The organism is Pseudomonas sp. NFACC41-3 (genome assembly GCF_900109505.1).
GTDB lineage: Bacteria > Pseudomonadota > Gammaproteobacteria > Pseudomonadales > Pseudomonadaceae > Aquipseudomonas > Aquipseudomonas chlororaphis.
On the sequence record NZ_FOAE01000001.1, the window covers coordinates 1797961 to 1819522 of the forward strand.

A 21562-nucleotide genomic window follows, 5' to 3' on the forward strand; every position below is an offset into this window, starting at 1 on the left:
TCCACCAAGGCGCCCCATGACGAACCCTGACAGGAGACGATCATGCTTGAACTCAGACCCTTCAAATCCCTGGGCGGCGCCCATCATGGCTGGTTGGATGCCCACCACCACTTTTCGTTCGCCGAGTACTACGACCCCAAACGCATGAACTGGGGCAACCTGCGCGTGTGGAACGACGACGTGATCGCCCCCGGCAGCGGTTTTCCGCAGCACCCGCACCGGGACATGGAAATCATCACCTACGTCCGTGAAGGTGCTATCACCCACCAGGACAACCTGGGCAACAAGGGCCGCACCGAGGCTGGCGACGTGCAGGTGATGAGCGCCGGTACCGGGATTGCCCACAGCGAATACAACCTGGAAGCCGGCGAAACCAGGATCTTCCAGATCTGGATCATCCCCAACGAGGCCGGCTCCGCGCCGTCCTGGGGTGCCAAGCCGTTCCCCAAAGGCCAGCGCGAAGGCTTCGTGACCCTGGCCAGCGGCAAGCAAGGCGATGACCAGAGCCTGCGGATTCGTGCCGACGCGCGCCTGGTAGCCGCCAACCTGAAGGCCGGCGAGTCCGCTGAGTACCCGCTGGACCAGGGCCGTCGGGCCTACCTGGTGCCGGCGACCGGGGTGATTGAAGTCAATGGCTTGCGCGCCGAAGCTCGAGACGGTGTCGCGGTGGAGGATGAACGCCTGCTGCGGGTCACCGCCCTCGAGGACAGCGAAATCGTCCTGGTGGACCTGGCTTGAGGCGTTAACGGCAAACAAAAAAAGGGGCGACTGTCTGGTCGCCCCTTTTTTTCTGCCGCGAAATACCGCTGGATCAGCCGCTGATCGCGCCGTCCACCAGAGTCTGCGCTTCCTGCACCAATTGCTTCAGGTGATCGTCGCCGATAAAGCTTTCGGCGTAGATCTTGTAGATGTCTTCGGTGCCCGATGGACGCGCGGCGAACCAGCCGTTCTCGGTCATGACCTTGAGGCCGCCGATCGCCTGGTCGTTGCCCGGCGCATGGCTGAGGATCTTCTGGATGCTTTCGCCGGCCAACTGGGTCGAGGTCACCTGCTCCGGCGACAGCTTGCCGAGCAGCGCCTTCTGCTGCGGGTTGGCCTTGGCATCGACGCGCACCGAGAACGGCTCGCCCAACTCGTCGCACAAGGCACGGTAGGCCTGGCTCGGGTCGCGGCCGGTGCGGGCGGTCATTTCCGCGGCCAGCAAGGCCGGGATCAGGCCGTCCTTGTCGGTGCTCCAGACGCCGCCGTCCTTGCGCAGGAACGATGCACCGGCGCTCTCTTCACCGCCAAAGCCGAGGGAGCCGTCGAACAGGCCGTCGGCGAACCACTTGAAGCCCACCGGCACTTCGTACAGGCGACGGCCCAGGCGAGCCGCCACGCGGTCGATCAGGCCACTGCTGACCACGGTCTTGCCCACGGCCGCGTCGGCGCGCCAGTGCGGGCGGTTCTGGAACAGGTAGTCGATGGCCACCGCCAGGTAATTGTTCGGCGCCAGCAGGCCGCCCGTCGGGGTCACGATACCGTGGCGGTCGTGGTCCGGGTCGCAGCCGAAGGCCACGTCGAAACGATTCTTCAGGCCGATCAGGCCTTGCATCGCATAGCTGGACGACGGGTCCATGCGGATCTGGCCATCCCAGTCGACGGACATGAAACGGAAAGTCGCATCGACTTCCTTGTTGACCACTTCCAGGTCCAGGCGATAGTGCTCGGCAATCGCCGACCAGTAGCGCACCCCTGCTCCGCCCAGCGGGTCGACGCCCAGGCGCAGCTTGGCGTTGCGGATGGCGTCCAGGTCGATGACATTGATCAGGTCGGCGACATAGCTGTTGACGTAGTCATGACGATGAGTGGTGTCGGCTTTCAGCGCCTGCTCGTAGCTGATGCGCTTCACACCGGCCAGCTTGTTGGCCAGCAGTTCGTTGGCCTTGGCTTCGATCCACTTGGTGATGTGGGTGTCGGCCGGGCCGCCGTTGGTAGGGTTGTACTTGTAGCCACCGCTTTGTGGCGGGTTGTGCGACGGAGTGATCACGATGCCGTCGGCCAGGCCGCTGGTGCGGCCGCGGTTGTAGCAGAGAATCGCGTGGGACACCGCCGGTGTCGGGGTGTACTCGTCACCCGCCGCGATCATCACGGTCACACCGTTGGCGGCCAGCACTTCCAGGGCGCTGGCACCGGCCGGGGTGGACAGGGCGTGGGTATCGATGCCGACGAACAGCGGGCCATCGATGCCCTGGGCTTGGCGATACAGGCAGATCGCCTGGCTGATGGCCAGGACATGCCATTCATTGAAACTCAGGTCAAACGAGCTGCCACGATGCCCCGAGGTGCCGAAGGCGACCCGCTGGGTAGAGATGGCGGCATCGGGCTGGCCGGTGTAGTAGGCCGTTACCAGTCGCGGAAGATCGACCAGCAATTCTGTCGGTGCCGGTTTGCCCGCAAAAGGACTGAGTGTCATGCAAAACCTCGGGAAATGGATGGTTCGGTGAGTGCTGCGCAGTTTACTGGCAGTTTGACCGCAACGCGACGGGATCTATCCGTGGAGACCTGCACAATAAGCAGGCGCAACATAGGCCATTGTCGGCTGCTGCACAGAAGACACTCAGGATCGAGACGGGAATAAAGAAGGGAGTGACCGCGAGGGCAGAAACGCCAGAGTGCGCGATGGCGAACCCTGGCGTCAGGATCAGGCCGGTTCGACCTGCAGTGCGACCCGTTCGCGGCAAGGACACTCGTCCATGTAGCGGTGGGCTTCGACGAACTCGTTGAACGGGAAGATCCGGGTCTTCAGCGGCAGCAGCACACGATCGGCCGTCAGCTGGTTGATGTCGCGCAAGGCGCGCTGCAAGGCCACCTGGTCCTGGATGATGCCCAGCTCGGGCTTGCCGGTGAAGTTGCCGATGCAGTGCACGAAGAACTGGATATTCTTCTGGAACGCCGCGCAGGCCGGGAACGGTGTCTGGTTGCCGCCTTGCAGGCCGTACAGCACCAGGCTGCCGCGCGGCGCCAGGACGTCGCCGAGCATCGACATCTGCGGACCGCCCAGGCCATCGAACACCACGTCGACACCACGGTTGTCGGTGTATTTGTTGATCTGCATGAGCAGATCCTGCTCTTCGGTGACGATGACTTTCTCGGCCCCCAGGGACAGCAGGTACTCACGCTCTTCAGCGGTCTTGGTCGCGGCAATCACCCGCACTCCGAGCGCCTTGCCCAGCTGGACAAAGGACGGACCGGCGCAGTGGCTGGCATCGGTGACCAGGGCGAACTGCCCGGGCTTGACCCGCGCCAGGTCGACATAGGCAAAGTAGGCCACCAGCAGTGGCGTGTAATGCACCGCGGCTTCCACCGGGCTGAGCACATCGGGATAGCGGGTCAACGCCGAGCGTGGCAGGACAATCAGCTCGCCATAGACCGGATAATCGTTCGGGCTTTCGGCCGGGAAGCTGGCAACCTTGTCGCCAATGGCCAGGTCGTCGACACCTTCGCCGACCGCAGTCACCACGCCGGCCATCTCATGGCCAAGGCCGGAAGGCAGGCGGGCATGGGAAGACGCCAGGTTCTGGCGCCAAAGGACGTCGTACCAACTGATGCCGATCGCTTCGACACGCACCTGCACTTCGCCTGGCGCAGGCAGAGCGGCCGCATGCTCTTCGCACTTGAGCACCTCGGCCGGACCAAACTTGTGAAAACGGATCGTGCGGGACATCGCAAACCTCGTCAAAGTAACCTCTAATGCCCCGAACTCTATCTGGGCTTTCTGGCCAAGACCATCAGTGGCTATTAATAGTCGACATGCCTGTCATTGATTCCGCAGCACCTGCAACAACGGGAAACAGCGTGCCAGAGCGAAGGGCTCCTTACAGGAAAAAACAATTAGCCGGTGCAGAGTAGCAGCCTTTCCCCGTAAGATTCATGCCGGCCATTGTTCTCATATGGCCGCTCTCGTCAAGTTTGCTGACTCTGCCAGGACTCAAGATGAATCGTAATGACCTGCGTCGTGTCGACCTGAACCTGTTGATCGTGTTCGAAACATTAATGCATGAACGCAGCGTGACCCGGGCGGCGGAGAAACTCTTCCTCGGCCAGCCGGCCATCAGTGCGGCGCTGTCGCGCCTGCGCAGCCTGTTCGACGACCCGCTGTTCGTGCGCACCGGGCGCAGCATGGAGCCGTCGGCCCGGGCGGTGGAGATTTTCGCCCTGCTCTCGCCCGCCCTCGACTCGATCTCCACCGCGGTCAGTCGCGCCGCCGAATTCGACCCGGCGACCAGCACCGCGGTGTTCCGCATCGGCCTGTCCGACGACGTCGAGTTCGCCCTGCTGCCGATGCTGCTCAAGCGCCTGCGCGCCGAGGCGCCGGGGATCGTGCTGGTGGTGCGCCGCGCCAACTACCTGCTGATGCCAGCCCTGCTGGCCTCCGGCGAGATTTCCATCGGCGTCAGCTACACCCAGGACCTGCCGGCCAACGCCAAGCGCAAGGTGCTACGCCGCAGCCTGCCCAAGCTGCTGCGGGCCGACAGCATGCCCGGCGCCCTGAGCCTCGACGACTTCTGCACCCGCCCCCACGCCCTGGTGTCGTTCGCCGGCGACCTCAGCGGTTTTATCGATGAAGAGCTGGAAAAACTCGGGCGCAAGCGTCACGTGGTGCTCGCGGTCCCGCAGTTCAACGGCCTGAGCACCCTGCTCACCGGCACCGACATCGTCGCCACCGTGCCGGACTACACCGCCGAAGCCCTGACCGCCGCCGGCGGCGTGCGCGCCGAAGACCCGCCCCTGCCGGTGCGCACCTTCGAACTGCACATGGCCTGGCGCGGCTCCCAGGACAACGACCCGGGCGAACGCTGGCTGCGCTCGCGGATTCAGATGTTCTTTGGCGACCCTGAGAGTCTTTGATACGGCATTGCGCGCGCCCAATGTTCCTGTCAGCAGTCTCAGGCATCGGCCCGTTCTAGCTTGTTTAAGGTGGGGAGCCAGGGACGGCTCGCCGCTCAGGACGATACAAACGAAAAGCCACGATTGGCCGCACTGCTTACTCGTACAGCCGATGCGAGCGGGGGCAAATACGGGGGCAAATTTCAATTTTTTTTGCCAGAAACCATTGTCCTGGAGCCACTGTTCCAGTCGGTTTGTCATGCAGCTGCGCGTGCATTGACATTGGAAGCAACTATCACCGCTGGCACCACGCTACGGCAAAGCCAGCCGCTGCACACGCCTCTCGGATGATCACCTTCAAATGGCTTTCGCTTCAGAAGCGATAAAGCCCGTCCATTTCACTCTCGTCGCAGAAGAGTATGGGGAGCAATGCCAAAGGCCTTGCGAAAGGCGTGGCTGAAATGAGAGAAGTCGGAGAAACCGAAATCCAGCGCCGCCTGGGAAATACTGCGGACTTGACCGCGCTCAATCGCGTCGCGGCTCGCGAGCAAGCGCGCCTTCCAAATTTCTGCGACCGGCGATTTCTGATGACGAGCGAAAGCGCGCGTCACAGTGCGCGTGGAGACATGGTGAGCTTGAGCAATGCGTTCGAGCGACAGGTCCACATCGGTCAAATATTGGTGGATGTAATTCATGATCCGGCCATACAGGTCCAGCTCGTCATGAGTCTGCTTTAAATCCTGGAGTTCCAGGCTGACCACCAGAAGGTCGAGCAAGGTGCTGGAGTAACGACTGGATATTCCCGTGTTATGGAAGCCTGAAGGCATACTCGCGGCTTGGCGCAACATCTCGCGTAATGGAATCACCCCTGGGCGACGATCATCCAGAACCATCGCGGTGCAACCTGCTATGCCGGGTAACCGCTGACTGAGCAGTTGTCGCGGAATGCGGACAAGGTGATTGTCGGTACCGCCGAAGCTGAATCTGAACGGCTGGGATGCGTCATAAAGAAACAGATCGTCCGCGGTGAGCTTCGTCCGTCGGTCAGCCTGTTCCAATTCGCCATAACCGCTCCTGGTAAAGCCCAACCACAAATCGTCATTAGGATCACTGCGCAGGTGCTGGGCGGACCGCTCCCAATAATGCAAGGGTGCGGACAACGTGCAGATGTCCAATGCGCCCATGCCATGCACCTCCAGCACCCCGTCGAAATCGCTCTGCGCCAGCAGTTTGCTGTCGGCGTCCAGGCAGTGATGACAAACCACATCTTTCCAGTAATCAAACCGGAGTGGTGCCGTAACGGCAAGGGTCGAATAGTGACATGTCTGGCTCATTGCATTCACCTACCGGCAGCGATTCAACAAAAAAGCGGGGTAACGTTTTTTCGAGCCAAGCAATTAGCAGGCCACCCTCACGGCCTGATTCCAGCAGTTGGACGCACTACCAGATGGTCAGCGGAACACTCGGCTGGCGCGTATGTCGGTAGATTCTCCAAAACACTCCCCTTGCAACTTCCCAGGGCGCCCCGCCCCTTATTTCACAAGCCCCGCACCATTGCCGCGCACTGATATGCCGGCCATTTATACCTGTCCTTTTTAACCAAACGGTTGTCCATTCGAGCCAAGCGAATTCCATCTCCCCTCGATAATTTTCACTCCATGCCGTGTCCCTACAAACACGAATGACGAGGTGGGTCATGCAACTACGAGAACAGCAGCGGCTGTCCGATTCATCCTGGTTTTTACAGCGATGGGACATGGCACCCGAAGAGTTTGCCACTTACCTGGTGCAACTCGGGACCCTGGCGCTGCAACGCCGATGGAGTGGTACCCACCGCAACACACCAACATCCACTGGGATGTAGAACAGCGAACCGTCCGTTTGAGACGGAAATAAAGGAGCCCCCATGGAATCTGCAATCGATAAACATCTCAAATGTCCCCGGACTTTGTCCCGTCGTGTTCACGACGATTACAAGCCGCCCTTCCCGATGTTTGTGGGGCGAGCTGACGAAAACGTGAAGCAAGTTGTGATGGCCTACCTCGGGGTGCAATTTCGCGACGAACAACGCGCCGCCGCCCTGCAAGCCATGCGCTACATAGACGCCAGCTTTGCCCTCGCCGATGGCCCAGGGAATCACGACCTGACCTACCACCTCGACAATCAGGGTTATGGAAATTTCATCGCCGTGGGCTACTGGCGTGATCCCGCCGCCTATCACCGATGGTTACTTTCAGCACCTGTAGCCGACTGGTGGGGCGACGAGGCGCGCCTGAACGAGGGGTTGGGGTATTTCCGCGAGGTCATCGCACCACGTGCCGAGCAGTTCGAGACGCTGTATGCATTCAAGGACGATTTGCCAGGTGTCGGTGCGGTCATGGACGGCATCAGCGGCGAGATTGAGGAGCACGGCTACTGGGGCTCGGCGCGCGACCGCTTTGCTATCTCACAGACCGACTGGATGCAGCCGACCAGCGAACTACAAGTCATTTCAGGCGATCCCGCCAAAGGCGGCAGGGTCGTGGTACGCGGCCACGACAACCTGACGCTGATCCGCTCTGGACAAGACTGGGTTGAGGCCGGCGAGGAAGAGCGCGCGCTCTATTTCAACGAGATGCTGCCGCCACTGCAAGACGGCATGAACTTCCTGCGTGACGAGGGGCAGGCGCTGGGCTGCTATAGCAACCGCTTCGTACGCAATATCGACCTTGATGGCAATCTCCTCGACATCGCCTATGACATCGGTCACTGGCGATCGCTCGACAAACTGGAGCGCTGGGCAGAATCCCATCCCACTCACTTACGTATTTTCACCACTTTCTTCCGAGTGATCGGAGGCCTTTCGAAGCTGCGGCTGTATCACGAGGTCTCGGTAGCGGACGGTAGCCAGCAACTGTTCGAGTACATCAACTGCCACCCGCAGACCGGGATGATGCGCGACGCGCAAGTGTCGCCCACCTGACTCCATCGCTGACTCCACTTTTAGCCCTGCGCGTTGCCTGACTGGCGATAGCGGGGCTCTTTTTGCCCGAAAAAAGGTTCTTCGATCATGAAACAGTTCCGCTACCTGTCGCTCGCAGCCCTCCTCCCCAGCCTTTCCTCTCACGCTCTCGAGGTGGATCCTGGCGATTACGAGCCGCTCCCCGTGGGAGCGACCATCGGCGTGGTCTACTACCAGCACTCCACGACGGACAATGCCTACTCCCAGGGCCACAAGACCAGTTCCGATTTCAACCTGACTTCCGATGTCGGCATTCTGCGTCTGCTACACATCTACCAGTTGAGCGAGCGGCTGACCATCGAGCCGCAATTCCTGTTGCCCTTCGGTCATGTCTCAGGCGGTGGTGACGCTTCTGGTCTGGGCGACGCCAGCGGCATCGGCGACCTCATTCTTACAGCGCCGCTCAAGTATCGTCTCAACGACGCCAACGACACCCTCGGTGCGACTGCTTACTTGTACGTGCCGACTGGCGACTATGACAAAGACGACGCGCTCAACCTTGGCGAGAACCGTTGGAAGGTTGATCTCCAGGCCGCTTACGTCAAGCACTTCACGGAGAAGTGGGCCATCGACCTCGTCGGTGACGCCATCTGGTACGGAGACAACAACGACTTCGGCGCCAGCTCCGCCCGCCGGGAGCAGGACGTTTCCTACGGCGCTCAGTTAATGGGGCGCTACATGCCCGACGAGACCACTGCGCTGGCTATCGGCTTCGGCCACAGTTGGGGCGGGGAAAACCAGATCGATGGCGTCAACCAGGACGACAGGATGGAAACCACCAACTTCCGTGTCACGGCCAGAAAGTTTTTCACCGCCAAGGACCAGCTCCAGGTGCAACTTGGACGCGACCTTGCGGTGGAGAACGGCCCCAAAGAGGACTTTCGCATGAACCTGCGCTACGTCAGGGTCTTTTAGACCCGCCCGTCTCTGCCACCCGTTGTCCTTCTCAACCCAGCGTGCGCCCAACGGCGAATTCAACCTGGGTCCATCGCAAGACTTCGCAGCCCGTATCAATCGTGCCAACGCGACAGTTGGCTAATGAGATGCCTCTCACCCGAAACGGAGTAACCCGACAATGACCGACCAGCAACCCACCATGGAACAACAACCCTCCCTCTATACCCGTCTTGGCGGCTACGACGCTATTTATCAGTTCGCCGGCGCAGTGTTGAGAAAAACAATGGGGCACCCCGCCATCGGGCACATCTGGGCCCATATGTCGGAATCGACGTTCCAAAAGGAACACATCAATTTTGTCGACTTCCTTTCCGAGCACTGGGGTGGAAGCGCCAAATACAGGGGTAGAGACATGGTCACCGCGCATCGCGGGATGGGTCTGACCGAGGTGCACTGGCAAGCCGTGCTCGATTGTCTCGAGGCGTGCTACGACGACTACGGGCTGGCCCCGGATCTGCGCAAAGAGGTCAATGACTTCCTCATCAAGTTCAAACCGGCGGTGATCGGGAGTCCCTCGTATCGGGACGTCGTACTCGCGCACCCGGAAATGGACCCCGCCAAAGGCATGAGAAGCGTTGGGGTTGTCTGGCCAAAACCCGGGAAGCCATCTCAGAAACAGGCCACGCCTGAATCCGAAGACTAATACCCTCGGCATAAGCCTAAGCCACACCAATGGAAGGCATATCCATAAGGAACCCTCCCCGCTGCCAGGGCTCGCTCTGGCCGCCGACGGCGACCGTGGTGTGGCTATAAAAAACAGGGGCAAGCGAGTCCCGCTCAACCAAGCGACTGTCCTCCTCAGCCAAGCGCCGCTCAATCTGTGGAGATAGCTTGATACCAGCCCCGGCCACGGCTCGCCAATAGTGCACACCGGGCCCGGGTATCCCCGAGATGACGTTTGAACAGACATTGCCAGCCCCTACGGGTTGGCACAGGACACAGGACACCCCATGGCCATCATCCGCCCGACTCTCGAACAAGTGCAGGATCTCGCCAGCCGCCTGCACATACAGCTGACACCCGAGCAAGCCAGCGAATACCTGGCGCTTATGCAATCCAGTTTTGATGCCTACGATCTAGTCGACGAGTTGCCAGACTTCATCCCTTCAGTGCGCTACGAGCGCAGTTCTGGTTATCGCCCTTCAAGCACGGAAAATCCGCTGAACGCCTGGTACTACAGAACTGAGGTGATGGGCGCCAGCTCGGGCAAGCTTGCTGGCAAGACGGTCGCGCTCAAAGACAATATCTCTCTGGCCGGTGTCCCGATGATGAACGGTGCCGCACCACTGGAAGGTTTCGTACCGTCGTTTGATGCCACCGTGGTCACGCGTTTGCTCGACGCTGGAGCAACAATCCTCGGCAAAGCCACCTGTGAACATTACTGCCTCTCCGGTGGTAGCCATACCTCAGACCCAGCGCCTGTGCACAACCCTTTTCGCCATGGTTTCACCACGGGCGGTTCGTCTTCGGGCAGCGCGGCGCTTGTGGCGACGGGCGCGGTCGACCTGGCTATCGGTGGCGACCAAGGCGGTTCCATCCGCATTCCTGCCGCATGGTGCGGCATTTATGGAATGAAGCCCACCTTCGGTCTGGTGCCCTATACCGGGGTCATGGCGATCGAGTCCACTTTCGACCATGTCGGCCCCATGACGAGCAACGTACGCGATAACGCGCTCATGCTCGAAGTAATGGCCGGAGCCGACGGGCTCGACCCTCGCCAGACCGCCCCCAAGGTCGAAGCCTACTGCGATTATCTGGAACGAGGCGTGATCGGACTCCGGATCGGGGTTCTCCAGGAAGGCTTCCAACTCGCTAACCAGGATCCACGTATCGCAGAAAAGGTGCGCAGCGCTATCGCCCGGCTCGAGGCGTTGGGCGCGCTGGTCGAGGAGGTATCGGTTCCCGAACACAACCTGGCGGGATCGTTATGGAGCCCTATCGGCTGTGAAGGCCTGACCATGCAAATGATGCATGGTAATGGAGCGGGTTTTAACTGGAAGGGGCTTTACGACGTGGGCCTGCTGGACAAACAGGCCGGTTGGCGCGATCAGGCAAACGCATTGTCGCCGTCACTCAAGCTTTGCATGTTCGTGGGCCAGTTCGGTCTGGAGCGTTACAACGGCCGCTACTACGCCAAGGCCCAGAACATTGCGCGCTTTGCCCGAGCTGCCTATGACAGGGCGTTGAACACCTATGACCTGCTCGTCATGCCGACTGTGCCAATCACCGCTCAGCCGCTCCCTGAACCGGGTTCTTCAATCACCGAGACCGTTACGCGTGCGTTGGAAATGCTTGGCAATACGGCCGCTCAGGACATTACCGGGCACCCAGCCATGTCGATCCCTTGTGGCCTGGTGGACGGACTGCCCGTGGGGCTGATGCTTGTCGGAAGACATTATGCCGAAGGCACCCTCTATCAAGCTGCAGCTGCATTCGAGGCCTCTGTCGATTGGCGGACGTTGTAAACCCGCGCATCGCATTGGCGAGCAAACACCGGCAAGTCGCACTGAACGTCAGTATCAACTTCAGAGGAGCCAATACATGAGCCATACCCACGAACATCATCACGACCACGACCACACCGAGCCCCCCGAGGCCATCGCCTTGCGGGTCAAGGCGCTCGAATCCCTGTTGATAGAAAAGGGCTTGGTCGACCCAACCGCCATGGATGCTCTGGTGGACACCTACCAGCACAAGGTCGGCCCGCGCAACGGCGCTCAGGTGGTCGCCAAGGCCTGGTTCGATCCCGATTACAAACATCGGCTGCTGGAAGATGCCACTGCGGCCATTGCCGAACTGGGTTTTTCCGGCGTGCAGGGCGAAGACATGGTGGTGGTGGAGAACACCGCGACCGTGCACAACGTGACGGTCTGCACGCTGTGCTCCTGCTACCCCTGGCCGACCCTGGGCCTGCCCCCAGCCTGGTACAAATCCGCGCCCTATCGGTCACGGATAGTCATCGATCCGCGCAGCGTGCTGGCCGAATTCGGTTTGATTATTCCCAATGACAAGGAAGTTCGCGTCTGGGACAGCAGTGCTGAGTTGCGCTACCTGGTACTGCCGGAACGTCCGGCTGGCACTGACGGCTGGAGCGAGGAACGACTGGTCGAGCTGGTGACGCGTGACGCCATGATCGGCACTGGGCTGCCCAGGACGCCGGGCGACGAAGCCTGAACCCGAGAAGGAGAAAACCATGAACGGTGTACACGACTTAGGCGGTATGCACGGTTTCGGCCCAGTGCTCACCGAAGAAAATGAACCCGTCTTCCATCACGACTGGGAGCGCAGGATCTTTCCGCTGTTCGCTTCGCTCTTCGTCGGCGGGCACTTCAATGTCGACGAGTTCCGACACTCCATTGAACGCATGGAACCGGCTGAATACTTGCAGTCGAGTTACTACGAACACTGGCTTCACGCCTTCGAGACCCTGCTGCTGGAAAAAGGCGTGATCAGCGCTGCCGAACTGCAGGGCACGGTCAAGCCGACCTCACCGGCACAGCCGCCAACGGTGCTCACACCGGACATCGTCGAGGCGGTGATCCTCGGAGGCGCCTCTTCCCGGGCAAAGGAAGCTGTCGGCGGCCGCTTCCGGGTCGGTGACCGGGTGCGAACGAAGAACTTCAATCCAACCACCCACACCCGACTGCCGCGCTACGCGCGCGGCAAGGTCGGGACCATCGAGATTGCACACGGCGCGTTTGCCACCCCAGACACGATGGCCCACGGTCTAGGCGAACAACCCCAACAGGTCTATGCCGTTCGCTTCAGTGCTACAGAACTGTGGGGAGTGGCGCGACCGGACAGTGTTTGCATTGATCTGTGGGACAACTATCTGGAGGCCGTATGAACGCCAGCATGCCTCACATCCCCCCAATAGCCGGTCTGTCTCTCGACGATGAAGGCCCGGTGTTCGACAAACCTTGGCAGGCCCAGGCTTTTTCCCTGCTGCTCCACCTGCACCAAACCGGTCTGTTTCCCTGGAAGGACTGGGTGCAGGTATTCAGCGACGAGATCAAGGCGAGCCCGGCGCAACCCGGAGAAAGCGTCAACGACACTTACTACCGGCAATGGATCGCAGCCATGGAAAGAATGGTCACCACACTCGGTTTAGCGGGTATGGAAGACATCACCCAGCGCACCGAGGAATGGCAGCAGGCTTACTTGAATACCCCCCATGGACAACCGGTAACGCTGCTCAACGCGAGTTGCCCACCGGCCCATGGAAACGGGCACGAACACCTGCCGCGGCACGAGCCGGTAGCGATCAGCCGTGCCACAAGCTAAGGACGGAGCCGTCCTGTTTTTTACTTTCTAGGTCGCGAAGCGACCAAGGGGCAATCGTCATGCATATCGAACCTAATCTGGTGGAAGCTGGAAAACTCTGGCTGAGCTATGTCACTGCCGCAGGTGCCGGCGCCTACACCCTCAAACTCGCTGCGCAAGCCATAGGTGAGCGTGGTGTCTTCTCGCTGCTGGCTCGCACTGTCACTGCCACGGCCCTGGTATTCAGCTTCTTCGAGCTACTACCGCATTATCCAGTCGGTGTTTCCGAGGTGCATCTCATCCTGGGGTCAACCCTGTTTCTGCTGCTTGGCGCCGCACCCGCGGCGGCGGGGCTCGCCCTGGGACTGCTGATCCAGAGTCTGTTCTTCGCTCCATTCGACCTGCCGCAATACGGCATGAACGTCACCACCCTTCTGGTACCGCTGCTCGCAGTCGCCGCCCTGGCGAAACGCATCATCGCGCCAAACACACCGTATGTGGAACTGAGCTATAGACAAGCGCTGGGGCTGTCGACAGCCTTCCAGGCGGGCATTGTCGCCTGGGTTGCCTTCTGGGCCTTCTACGGGCAAGGCTTCACAGCAGAAAACGCACTGTCAATTCTGACCTTCGGCAGTGCCTACATGACCGTCGTCACCCTCGAACCGCTGTTGGACCTGGCCGTGCTGGCCGGTGCCAAGGCAACCCATCGCCTGCGTGGTAGCGCGCTGGTCGAGCGCCGTCTGTACCAGGCTGCCTGAGCCGACATACTCCAGTCCAGGTCAGACTGCCCCGGGCATTCGAAGACCGTAATGCTCGGGGCATCAAGAGCAAGAACCGCCCCGAAACCTCGTGAGTAAAACCAGAGGTATTTGATGTTTTTCAGAAATAGCACCCGCAAGGAATTGAAGCTGCTCGGCGACCGGCTGGAACAGCACGACGGCGAGAATGTATCGATAGCGGCGAAGGATTCGTCACTGCGACGGGTCTTGGCCGGCATCGAACGCCTGCTCGCCGATCGCACGGCGCTCCGGGCCAGCGTGGTCGATCTTAATGCTGAACAGCAACGCCTCAAGCGTCAGCTGGGTGAATACGAAACGCAGTTGCACGCTCAAGAACAACTTTGGCAATTGGCGGCATGCGGGTCGGGTGATTTGCTCTGGAAATTGCAGCTCAATGGCAGCCTGCAACCCGCCCGCGATGCAGTACTGCAATGGTTCGGCAACCTGCCCACCCAAGCGGACCTCCCCGTCTATCTAGGCCCCTGGAACGATTGCCTTCACCCTGATGACCGCCAGGCCAACCTGGATGCCCTGGCTCATCACCTTGCCGATCGCAGCGGGCATGCTCCCTACCAGGTGGAGGTGCGCCTCGCGAACCACTCGGGAGAATACCGCTGGGTCCAGATCGCCGGCGAAACGCTCCGTGACAAACAGGGCATGCCACAGGTCAGCGTCGGTATTGTGCGTGACATCCACACGCAGCGTCTGCGAGACGAAGAATTCACGATGCTTTCAGCCCGCTTCGATATTTCCCGCGAATGCATTCAGGACGCACTCTGGGACATCAATATCATCGCAGGCGATCCAGCCAATCCGCACAACGTCATCTGGTTCTCGTCACAGATGCGTCGCCTGCTCGGCTACGAAACCATCGAAGAGTTTCCCAATGTGTTCGAAAGCTGGTTGTCCCGCCTGCATCCCGAAGACAGCCAGCGTGCCGTGCAGGCTTTTGTCGAACATGTCGCCGACCGCTCCGGCCAAACACCCTTCGATGTGACCTACCGCCTCAGGCACCGCAACGACGAGTACCGTTGGTTCAGAGGCAGAGGTCAGACCCAGCGAGGCAGCGATGGCACGCCCTTGCGTACTGTGGGGGCGATCACAGACGTGCACTCCTTCCGCGAGGAAAGCCAGTTGCGCCAGACTCAGGAAAGGCAGCATCAAGCGATGCAGGAAAACCTCGCTCAGCTGACGCAGATAGTCGGCGCCATCCAAAGCATCGCCAAACAGACCAACCTACTGGCCCTGAACGCGGCCATAGAGGCGGCCAGGGCCGGTGAGGCCGGAAGGGGCTTCGCAGTAGTGGCCGACGAGGTCCGCAAGCTGGCGACCCGTACCAGCCAGGCGACCCAACAGGCGGCCGACATGATCGAGAGGTACTGAGTTCAAGCTGGGCCTGGACGTTAATCCAGCGGGTTGAAGGATCGGTTCATTGCTACAACATCGTCATGGCTTGGGTTTGCTCCAAGCCACTCGAAGTGTTGGGGCAGTTGATCTCGTTTCGCTGCTGCCTGCCCCTTAACTGCCGCCGCTAATGCCCTGCGCATGGTCTTGGCGTCGTAATCACAGCAGTAGCCAGGCGTGGACGGTTGTTGCCTCCAAGACTCTTCCAGAGAACCTCCGTCAACCGGATCGAAGCCAGCTTGGTTAACCAGGGACATTACCGTTTCCTTGGCCTTGTCATTATCACCCGCTACCGCTGCCGCCAAGCGACCTTTAGTACCCTCTGGAAGACCTAGCTCTGCCAGTGTATAGGCCAGCACATTATTGAAAGCTTTGACAACAGGGCGCCCAACCTGCGTTGAAACCCAGACACTTTCCGTCATTCCTTGATCGATTTCAGCAATGCGGGGATCACGCAAACCCGGGTAGTAATTACTCGTATCCACCACCGGGACGCTTTCGGGTACATAGCTAAACAGGTCAGAAGGGAGTGCGCTCACAGCAGGTAGAGGTATCGATAGCACGATCACGTCCACTCCATCCACCGCGCCTCGAATGTCTACAGGTTCCGCTCCAATTTCTTCGGCAAACGCTCGAACGCCATCGACACCTCCAGAGTTTGCTACACGAATTTCATGCCCAGCAGCTCCGAGCTTTCGGGCTATGGTGCCCCCGATATTACCGGTTCCGATAATGCCTATTTTCATGGGCAGGCCTCCTGAATTGATTGTCTTGCACCGATTTTAGAGTGCTCATGAGATAATGGTAAGTACACACTAAAAGGTGGGTAACTCACTTGAGGGAAAGAAATGGAACGGGAATGGAACTGCGGCGATCCTCAAAATCGACGAGCATGGGCTGAGGCAACGACCGAGACACTTCGTGTACTAGAGGGGAAATGGAAGATCATCATCCTCTGCCAGCTATTCGCGGCAAAGGGCGCGCTTCGCTTCTCGGATTTGGAAAAGCTTATCGAAGGGATCAATCAGAAAATGTTGATCCAACAGCTCAAGCAGTTGGAAAGGGACGGGATCGTGCTGCGGACGGTGTACCCGCAGGTTCCTCCCAAGGTGGAGTATCAACTCACGCCTATCGGCCATGCACTCGGGCCATCAATTCAGGCGTTGATTGAATGGGCAGAGTTGAGACATGAGCAAAGCTGAGCGCCATCGAGTTGCGAACGGCACAATCCCGGCTTTGTACGGAAAGTACAGCTGCATATCACGTAGTCTTCAGTGACCATGGCTGCAATGCGTCTTGCCTGCTTGTCGTAGCGAGTGCCGATTCTTCGGTTCTCTTCTAACCAGCCGACTCCACTTAGGCTATCGACTCACCGCCCATATCCTCTTCCGAACGACCAAGGATTTGCCAGATATGGGTTGCTCATCCCGTATGCGGAGACGCACTGAATACCAGTCACTGCCATAGCGCGATCAAGCTGGAGCACATGGCCCAGGCAGCCATGCAGAATCTAGCGCCACGTTCATTAGTGACGCTGTGTAGCCTGTGCGAAAACGCCCGGGCCACACTGCACGCAATCCTAATTTACGCGGATGTTGAGTGGCCTTAACACGTCCGGTCATTGAAACAGTAACAGTCATGGCGCACTCAACAGCAGATTACGATCTCGACCTCTCAGCATCGGAGGCTAGACCTCTGATTACTTCAGATTAAAACCTTTGTGGCATCGCACTCTGCACTCCGCAACAAGGCTCAAACCAATTCGGCTAAAGATGCCGGATTGAAACCCTTCAGATCCGCGTAATTGCCTTTTTCAACTTTGGCGGCCCAATCCTTGTCACTCAGCAGAACACGCCCTACAGCGATCAGATCAAATTCTTCGCGCTCCATGCGCTCGACAAGCCGATCCAGACTCGCAGGGGTTGAACCCTTGCCGGCGAAGGCATTAGTCACATCATTTTCTAGCCCAACCGAACCAACACTGATGGTCGCGGCCCCGGTTACTTTCTTCGCCCAGCCCGCGCAGTTCAGGCCGTTCTCACCGTCAATCTCGGGGAACTCGGGTTCCCAGAAGCGACGTTGTGAGCAGTGCAGGACGTCGACACCCGCCTCGACTAATGGCAACAACCAGTCTTCCATCACAGCTGGCGTTTCAGCGACGCGTACTCCGTAATCCTGTTGCTTCCACTGGCTGACACGCATGATGATCGGGAACTCAGGGCCAACAGCATGACGAACAGCAGACACTATCTCACTGGCAAAACGCGAACGTTCCTTGATCGTCGGGCCGCCGTAGCGGTCGGTGCGCAGATTGGTACCAGACCAGAAAAACTGATCGATCAAATAACCATGGGCTCCGTGGATCTCAACGGTATCGAAGCCCAGCCGTTTGGCATCCGCTGCGGCCTTGGCGAACGCTGCTACCGTGTCAGCAATGTCCTCTTCACTCATCGCCACACCACGCAGGTCGCCTGGCGAATCAAGACCCGACGGACTTTCCACTGGCGCATCTGGCTCCCAGTCGTTGATGTAACGCGCGGCACCGGTGTGCCAGATCTGCGGTGCCATGCGCCCACCAGCGTTGTGGACCGCATCGATCACGTTTTTCCACCCTGCCAGCGCCGCTTCGCCGTGAAAAAAAGGAATGCCGGAATCATTGCGCGATGCTGGGCGATCAATCACGGTGCCTTCCGACAAAATCAGCCCAACACGTCCCTCTGCCCGCCGCCGGTAGTAGGCAGTGCTCGCTTCACCCGGGATGCCTTCGGGTGAGAACAGACGCGTCATTGGCGCCATGACAATCCGGTTTTTAAGTTCAAGCGACCGGATGGAAAAAGGACGAAATAAAATGCTGGTATCAGGGTTTGACATTGGATGGACTCCATTTGATTTTGGAAGCCACATAAGTATATTTTGTAAACCAAATGTCAATTAGGCACCTAGAGTCGCCTAGGTATATATGAGGAAACTTCGATGCTGGAATTAAAGCCGCAATGTTTTTCGTCGGAGTGCCCAAGCCGGGCACTGTTCGACCAAATCGCAGACAAGTGGTCGATGATGGTTCTGGCGGTACTTGATGACGGGCCGCACCGTTTTAACGCCATCAGGCGTCGCCTGGAGGGCGTCACTCAGAAAGCACTGACACAGTGCTTACGGCGGCTGGAACGAAATGGTCTTGTCTCGCGCCAGGTCATCTCGTTTTCGCCCGTAGCAGTCCAGTATGAGATCACCCCACTGGGTCGAACACTGCAGCAGCCATTTCGCGAATTGCATAAATGGACGCTCGACAAATTGCCCGAGGTTGAAGCGGCCCGGTTGAAGTTTGACGAGGCCGCGGAGGTAAATTGACGGTGTGATTCTTTTCATTGACTCGCCGCCACTGCTACCTGCAACGCATTACTTGATAGATCTGCTGGCGGTATTCCTAAACCCATCCTGGACGTTGAGTACGCACCAGCGGTCCTGCGACACGTCACCATCGCCAGCGTTTCGATAGCCCTGATACCGGGGCGTTCTAAGATCACAGCATTCCACCCCGACCACCACGACATCGACCTTGGTGGCGTTCCCAGCATGGGCATTTCGCCAGAATCAGGTAATCCACAGGGGTAGATACAAGCCTCGAGCGGGCGAGCGACGCGGGCGTTTTCTCCGTGCCGACGGGTGCCGATGGGCGGCCCTGTTATCGGTACGTTGGTACCCCAACCAACGCTTCTAATGATAAGCATTAGCATATAGTATGCTGCGGCTTTTCCTCCCCTCTCCTGCTCTGGATCGTCCTGTCGATGCGTCGTACGTTCGTTTCGCTTTGCCTGCTGCACGCCGTTTCCCCTGTTGTCTGGGCCGATCAATCCAGCGCTTCCTCACTCGAGTTGCAGGCCACCAGCATCACCGCCGATGCCGCTGCCGAGCGCGCCGACGGTCCGGTGCAGGGGTATCGCGCCACCCGTTCGGCCAGCGCCACCCGCACCGATACCGCCCTGCATGAAACCGCGCAGTCCGTCAGCGTCGTGCCCAAGGATGTGGTGGAAGACATCAGCGCAACGCGCTTGCAGGATGCGCTCGACTACGCAGGTGGCGTGGGCCGCGCCAACAACTTCGGCGGACAGGGCCTGACCACCTTCACCGTTCGCGGCTTTACCACCGGCGAGTTCTACCGCAACGGTTTCCCGATCAACCGCGGTTATCCCAACGCGCCGGACGCCAACACCATCGAGCGCCTGGAAGTCCTGCGCGGCCCGGCCAGTTCGCTGTACGGCCGTGGCGACCCGGGCGGAACCTTTAACGTGGTGAGTAAGCAGCCGCAGGCTGAATCCAAGGTGACCCTGGGCAGCCAGCTCGACGACCAAGGTATGCACCGCGCCACGCTCGACGCCACCGGCGCGCTGGATGAAAGCGGCGCCCTGGCCTACCGCCTGAACCTGCTGGGCGAAGGTGGCTCAAGCTTTCGCGACGATGTCAAAACCGAACGCTACGACGTCGCCCCGGTGCTGAGCTGGCAGGTCAACGACAGCACGCGCATCACCTTCGAAGGCGACTACATGCGCAACAACCATCCGCTGGACCGGGGCCTGACTCGCTACCCCAACCAGAAAGGAAGCGCCTCGCGGGACACCAACGTCTGGGAAAAGGGCCTGGACAATACCCTGCACAACGACAACAACATGACCCAGCTGCGTTTCGAGCATCTGCTGAACGAAGACTGGACCCTGGCCGGTGGCGTGCAATGGCTGGATGGCCAGCTGCAAGGCAATGCCGTGGAAGCCAATGCCCTGCAGGCCGATGGCCGCACCCTGGGGCGCAACTTCAACTACCGCAAGCTGGAGTGGAGCGACCGCGATATGCAGTTGAACCTGACCGGCTATTTCGACCTCGCTGGTTTCAGCCATACCCTGCTGACCGGTGTGGAATATGAGGACTACCACTACCAATCGCTGATCCAGCGCTCCGCCGCCGGTGCCGCTGCCTACCCGATCGACCTGCTCGACCCGGTGCTGGGCCAGCCGCGTCCGGCCCTCACCCGCACGACTACCCACGACAAGGAAAACCTCAAAACCTGGGCCCTCTTCGTGCAAGACCAGGTGGCCTTGACCGAGCGCCTCAAAGCCCTGGCCGGCGTGCGTTTCGAGCGTTTCGAACATGATTATGACGACTACCTGAGCACCACCCGCGACTTCACCAAGAACCAAAATGCGGTCACCCCGCGCTTCGGCCTGATCTACGACCTGACCGACACTGTCGCGGTGTACGCCAACACCGCGCGCTCCTTCAAGCCGAACAACGGCGCCAGCCGTGAAGGGGGCGGGTTCGACGCGGAGAAAGGCAAGTCCTATGAACTGGGCGTCAAGTGGGAAGCGCTGGAGCATCAGCTGAGCGTGGATGCCGCGATCTACCACATCGTCAAACAGAATGTACTGACCGTCGACCCGGTCGACTCCAACTACAGCGTGGCGGCCGGTGAAGTCCGCAGCCGTGGCATCGACCTGAACATCGCCGGCAACATCACCCCCGAGTGGCGCATGCTCGGCGGCTACGCGTACGTGGACGCCGAGGTGACCAAGGACAACACGCTGGCCGATGGCACACGCCTGGCAAACATCCCGCGCAACACCTTCAGCCTGCTCAACACCTACGAATTCCAGGACGGCGTGGCCAAAGGGCTGGGCCTGGGCATGGGCGTGAAATACGTGGATGATCGCGCCGGCCAGACCGCCGCGACCACCTACACCATGGAGCGCTACAGCGTGGTCGACCTGTTGAGCTTCTACCGGCTCAACGAACACGTGCGCCTGAACCTGGACGTGAAGAACCTGTTCAACAAGGGCTATGACGAAGGCGCGTTCAATACCTACGTTTACCCGGGCGCGCCGCGCACGGTGCAGGCGGGGATTGCCTACACCTTCTAATTGAAAGGCTTGTTCCAGGGCGAGCACCGAAGAACTGCACGCCTGCCTGTGAGGGCTTTTGCAGATCCCCCCTGCGAAGGCCCTTGCATTGGCCGCTCGCGCAGCGGCACCGCCCCTGTCGATCTTCGCGCCCCTCCCTGGCGGCATTGTCCCGTCGCCCACGACCCAGCCGCCCAGCGTTCGCCATCCGTCATTCGGTCGCGGCTATTTCGCCACGCTTCACCGGGGGCGAGCCGTTCCCCAGGCTGCCGGGCGGCCCGGGCGCCTTGCGCGGCGTGCAACGCCTACCCAGCGAAAATATGCCCACTGCCGAGCAAAATCCGCTGCAGCGCCGGCCCGCGGAGCGGGTATCGTGGAGCAAAACCATCGGCCAGAGGTGCACT

At 59.9% G+C, this 21562-nt stretch carries 19 protein-coding genes and 1 pseudogene; 14 read left to right on the plus strand and 6 right to left on the minus strand.

Annotated features, from left to right (window positions below; genetic code table 11):
- Nucleotides 1-42: 42 nt before the first annotated feature.
- A complete protein-coding gene (locus tag BMY68_RS08080; RefSeq protein ID WP_085530707.1) occupies nt 43-738 on the plus strand; it encodes a pirin family protein in 696 nt (231 codons plus the stop codon).
- Nucleotides 739-811: 73 nt separating this feature from the next.
- Here the strand turns inward: BMY68_RS08080 and pgm are convergent, their stop codons facing one another.
- Both pgm and BMY68_RS08090 read right to left on the minus strand, forming a co-directional pair.
- Nucleotides 812-2455, minus strand: a complete 1644-nt coding sequence (pgm, locus tag BMY68_RS08085) for a phosphoglucomutase (alpha-D-glucose-1,6-bisphosphate-dependent) (protein ID WP_009044098.1) — start codon at nt 2453-2455, stop codon at nt 812-814.
- Nucleotides 2456-2683: 228 nt separating this feature from the next.
- Entirely contained in the window at nt 2684-3706 is a 1023-nt protein-coding gene (locus tag BMY68_RS08090; protein WP_009044099.1) for a zinc-dependent alcohol dehydrogenase family protein, read from the minus strand.
- 269 nt (nt 3707-3975) lie between these two features.
- Between BMY68_RS08090 and BMY68_RS08095 the strand changes: the two genes are divergently transcribed.
- Nucleotides 3976-4890, plus strand: coding sequence for a LysR family transcriptional regulator (locus tag BMY68_RS08095; RefSeq protein WP_085530706.1), 915 nt, complete (start codon nt 3976-3978; stop codon nt 4888-4890).
- Between the two features lie 377 nt (nt 4891-5267).
- Here the strand turns inward: BMY68_RS08095 and BMY68_RS08100 are convergent, their stop codons facing one another.
- Complete coding sequence (locus BMY68_RS08100; RefSeq protein WP_085530705.1) at nt 5268-6203, minus strand: AraC-like ligand-binding domain-containing protein; 936 nt, start codon at nt 6201-6203, stop codon at nt 5268-5270.
- Nucleotides 6204-6775: 572 nt separating this feature from the next.
- On the opposite strand from BMY68_RS08100, the gene BMY68_RS08105 reads away from it, so the two are divergent.
- The 9 genes from BMY68_RS08105 (at nt 6776) to BMY68_RS08145 (ending at nt 15252) form a co-directional block, all read left to right on the plus strand.
- Nucleotides 6776-7831 carry an aliphatic aldoxime dehydratase gene (locus BMY68_RS08105; protein ID WP_085530704.1) on the plus strand — a complete coding sequence of 352 codons (1056 nt, stop codon included), beginning with the start codon at nt 6776-6778 and terminating at the stop codon, nt 7829-7831.
- Nucleotides 7832-7918: 87 nt separating this feature from the next.
- The gene (locus BMY68_RS08110; RefSeq protein ID WP_085530703.1) at nt 7919-8785 is read left to right on the plus strand and encodes a transporter; all 867 of its coding nucleotides are present in this window, start codon (nt 7919-7921) and stop codon (nt 8783-8785) included.
- 160 nt (nt 8786-8945) lie between these two features.
- Entirely contained in the window at nt 8946-9470 is a 525-nt protein-coding gene (locus BMY68_RS08115; RefSeq protein ID WP_085530702.1) for a group I truncated hemoglobin, read from the plus strand.
- A 307-nt stretch (nt 9471-9777) separates the two neighbouring features.
- Nucleotides 9778-11292 (plus strand): amidase, encoded by a 1515-nt coding sequence (locus tag BMY68_RS08120; protein WP_085530701.1) that lies wholly within the window; start codon nt 9778-9780, stop codon nt 11290-11292.
- 76 nt (nt 11293-11368) lie between these two features.
- Nucleotides 11369-12001 (plus strand): nitrile hydratase subunit alpha, encoded by a 633-nt coding sequence (gene nthA, locus BMY68_RS08125; RefSeq protein ID WP_085530700.1) that lies wholly within the window; start codon nt 11369-11371, stop codon nt 11999-12001.
- 19 nt (nt 12002-12020) lie between these two features.
- Entirely contained in the window at nt 12021-12674 is a 654-nt protein-coding gene (gene nthB, locus BMY68_RS08130; RefSeq protein WP_085530699.1) for a nitrile hydratase subunit beta, read from the plus strand.
- Nucleotides 12671-13111, plus strand: a complete 441-nt coding sequence (locus tag BMY68_RS08135) for a nitrile hydratase accessory protein (RefSeq protein WP_009044115.1) — start codon at nt 12671-12673, stop codon at nt 13109-13111. Before nthB ends, BMY68_RS08135 begins: the two co-directional genes overlap by 4 nt.
- A gap of 59 nt (nt 13112-13170) precedes the next feature.
- Nucleotides 13171-13848, plus strand: a complete 678-nt coding sequence (locus BMY68_RS08140) for an energy-coupling factor ABC transporter permease (RefSeq protein WP_009044116.1) — start codon at nt 13171-13173, stop codon at nt 13846-13848.
- A gap of 111 nt (nt 13849-13959) precedes the next feature.
- The gene (locus tag BMY68_RS08145; protein WP_175534816.1) at nt 13960-15252 is read left to right on the plus strand and encodes a PAS domain-containing protein; all 1293 of its coding nucleotides are present in this window, start codon (nt 13960-13962) and stop codon (nt 15250-15252) included.
- Between the two features lie 20 nt (nt 15253-15272).
- Here the strand turns inward: BMY68_RS08145 and BMY68_RS08150 are convergent, their stop codons facing one another.
- Nucleotides 15273-16019, minus strand: a complete 747-nt coding sequence (locus BMY68_RS08150) for an NADPH-dependent F420 reductase (protein ID WP_081002292.1) — start codon at nt 16017-16019, stop codon at nt 15273-15275.
- Nucleotides 16020-16121: 102 nt separating this feature from the next.
- Between BMY68_RS08150 and BMY68_RS08155 the strand changes: the two genes are divergently transcribed.
- A complete protein-coding gene (locus BMY68_RS08155) occupies nt 16122-16475 on the plus strand; it encodes a winged helix-turn-helix transcriptional regulator (RefSeq protein WP_009044118.1) in 354 nt (117 codons plus the stop codon).
- Between the two features lie 33 nt (nt 16476-16508).
- On the opposite strand, the pseudogene BMY68_RS30045 reads toward BMY68_RS08155, so the two are convergent.
- A pseudogene (locus BMY68_RS30045) lies at nt 16509-16624 on the minus strand (IS5/IS1182 family transposase); the annotation flags it as partial.
- 401 nt (nt 16625-17025) lie between these two features.
- Entirely contained in the window at nt 17026-18144 is a 1119-nt protein-coding gene (locus BMY68_RS08160) for an NADH:flavin oxidoreductase (protein WP_053261408.1), read from the minus strand.
- Nucleotides 18145-18246: 102 nt separating this feature from the next.
- On the opposite strand from BMY68_RS08160, the gene BMY68_RS08165 reads away from it, so the two are divergent.
- On the plus strand, nt 18247-18621 hold the full coding sequence (locus BMY68_RS08165; RefSeq protein ID WP_085530697.1) for a winged helix-turn-helix transcriptional regulator: 375 nt from the start codon (nt 18247-18249) through the stop codon (nt 18619-18621).
- A 437-nt stretch (nt 18622-19058) separates the two neighbouring features.
- Entirely contained in the window at nt 19059-21179 is a 2121-nt protein-coding gene (locus BMY68_RS08170) for a TonB-dependent siderophore receptor (protein WP_085530696.1), read from the plus strand.
- Nucleotides 21180-21562: the final 383 nt, after the last annotated feature.

Bases quoted from the DNA above. Each gene is read 5' to 3' on its own strand.
- BMY68_RS08165 (WP_085530697.1), top strand. From the start codon at position 18,247: ATGCTGGAATTAAAGCCGCAATGTTTTTCGTCGGAGTGCCCAAGCCGG.
- BMY68_RS08135 (WP_009044115.1), top strand. From the start codon at position 12,671: ATGAACGCCAGCATGCCTCACATCCCCCCAATAGCCGGTCTGTCTCTC.
- nthB (WP_085530699.1), top strand. From the start codon at position 12,021: ATGAACGGTGTACACGACTTAGGCGGTATGCACGGTTTCGGCCCAGTG.
- BMY68_RS08095 (WP_085530706.1), top strand. From the start codon at position 3,976: ATGAATCGTAATGACCTGCGTCGTGTCGACCTGAACCTGTTGATCGTG.
- BMY68_RS08100 (WP_085530705.1), bottom strand. From the start codon at position 6,203: ATGAGCCAGACATGTCACTATTCGACCCTTGCCGTTACGGCACCACTC.
- BMY68_RS08080 (WP_085530707.1), top strand. From the start codon at position 43: ATGCTTGAACTCAGACCCTTCAAATCCCTGGGCGGCGCCCATCATGGC.
- BMY68_RS08120 (WP_085530701.1), top strand. From the start codon at position 9,778: ATGGCCATCATCCGCCCGACTCTCGAACAAGTGCAGGATCTCGCCAGC.
- BMY68_RS08090 (WP_009044099.1), bottom strand. From the start codon at position 3,706: ATGTCCCGCACGATCCGTTTTCACAAGTTTGGTCCGGCCGAGGTGCTC.
- nthA (WP_085530700.1), top strand. From the start codon at position 11,369: ATGAGCCATACCCACGAACATCATCACGACCACGACCACACCGAGCCC.
- BMY68_RS08170 (WP_085530696.1), top strand. From the start codon at position 19,059: ATGCGTCGTACGTTCGTTTCGCTTTGCCTGCTGCACGCCGTTTCCCCT.
- BMY68_RS08110 (WP_085530703.1), top strand. From the start codon at position 7,919: ATGAAACAGTTCCGCTACCTGTCGCTCGCAGCCCTCCTCCCCAGCCTT.
- BMY68_RS08150 (WP_081002292.1), bottom strand. From the start codon at position 16,019: ATGAAAATAGGCATTATCGGAACCGGTAATATCGGGGGCACCATAGCC.
- BMY68_RS08115 (WP_085530702.1), top strand. From the start codon at position 8,946: ATGACCGACCAGCAACCCACCATGGAACAACAACCCTCCCTCTATACC.
- BMY68_RS08155 (WP_009044118.1), top strand. From the start codon at position 16,122: ATGGAACGGGAATGGAACTGCGGCGATCCTCAAAATCGACGAGCATGG.
- BMY68_RS08105 (WP_085530704.1), top strand. From the start codon at position 6,776: ATGGAATCTGCAATCGATAAACATCTCAAATGTCCCCGGACTTTGTCC.
- BMY68_RS08140 (WP_009044116.1), top strand. From the start codon at position 13,171: ATGCATATCGAACCTAATCTGGTGGAAGCTGGAAAACTCTGGCTGAGC.
- pgm (WP_009044098.1), bottom strand. From the start codon at position 2,455: ATGACACTCAGTCCTTTTGCGGGCAAACCGGCACCGACAGAATTGCTG.
- BMY68_RS08160 (WP_053261408.1), bottom strand. From the start codon at position 18,144: ATGTCAAACCCTGATACCAGCATTTTATTTCGTCCTTTTTCCATCCGG.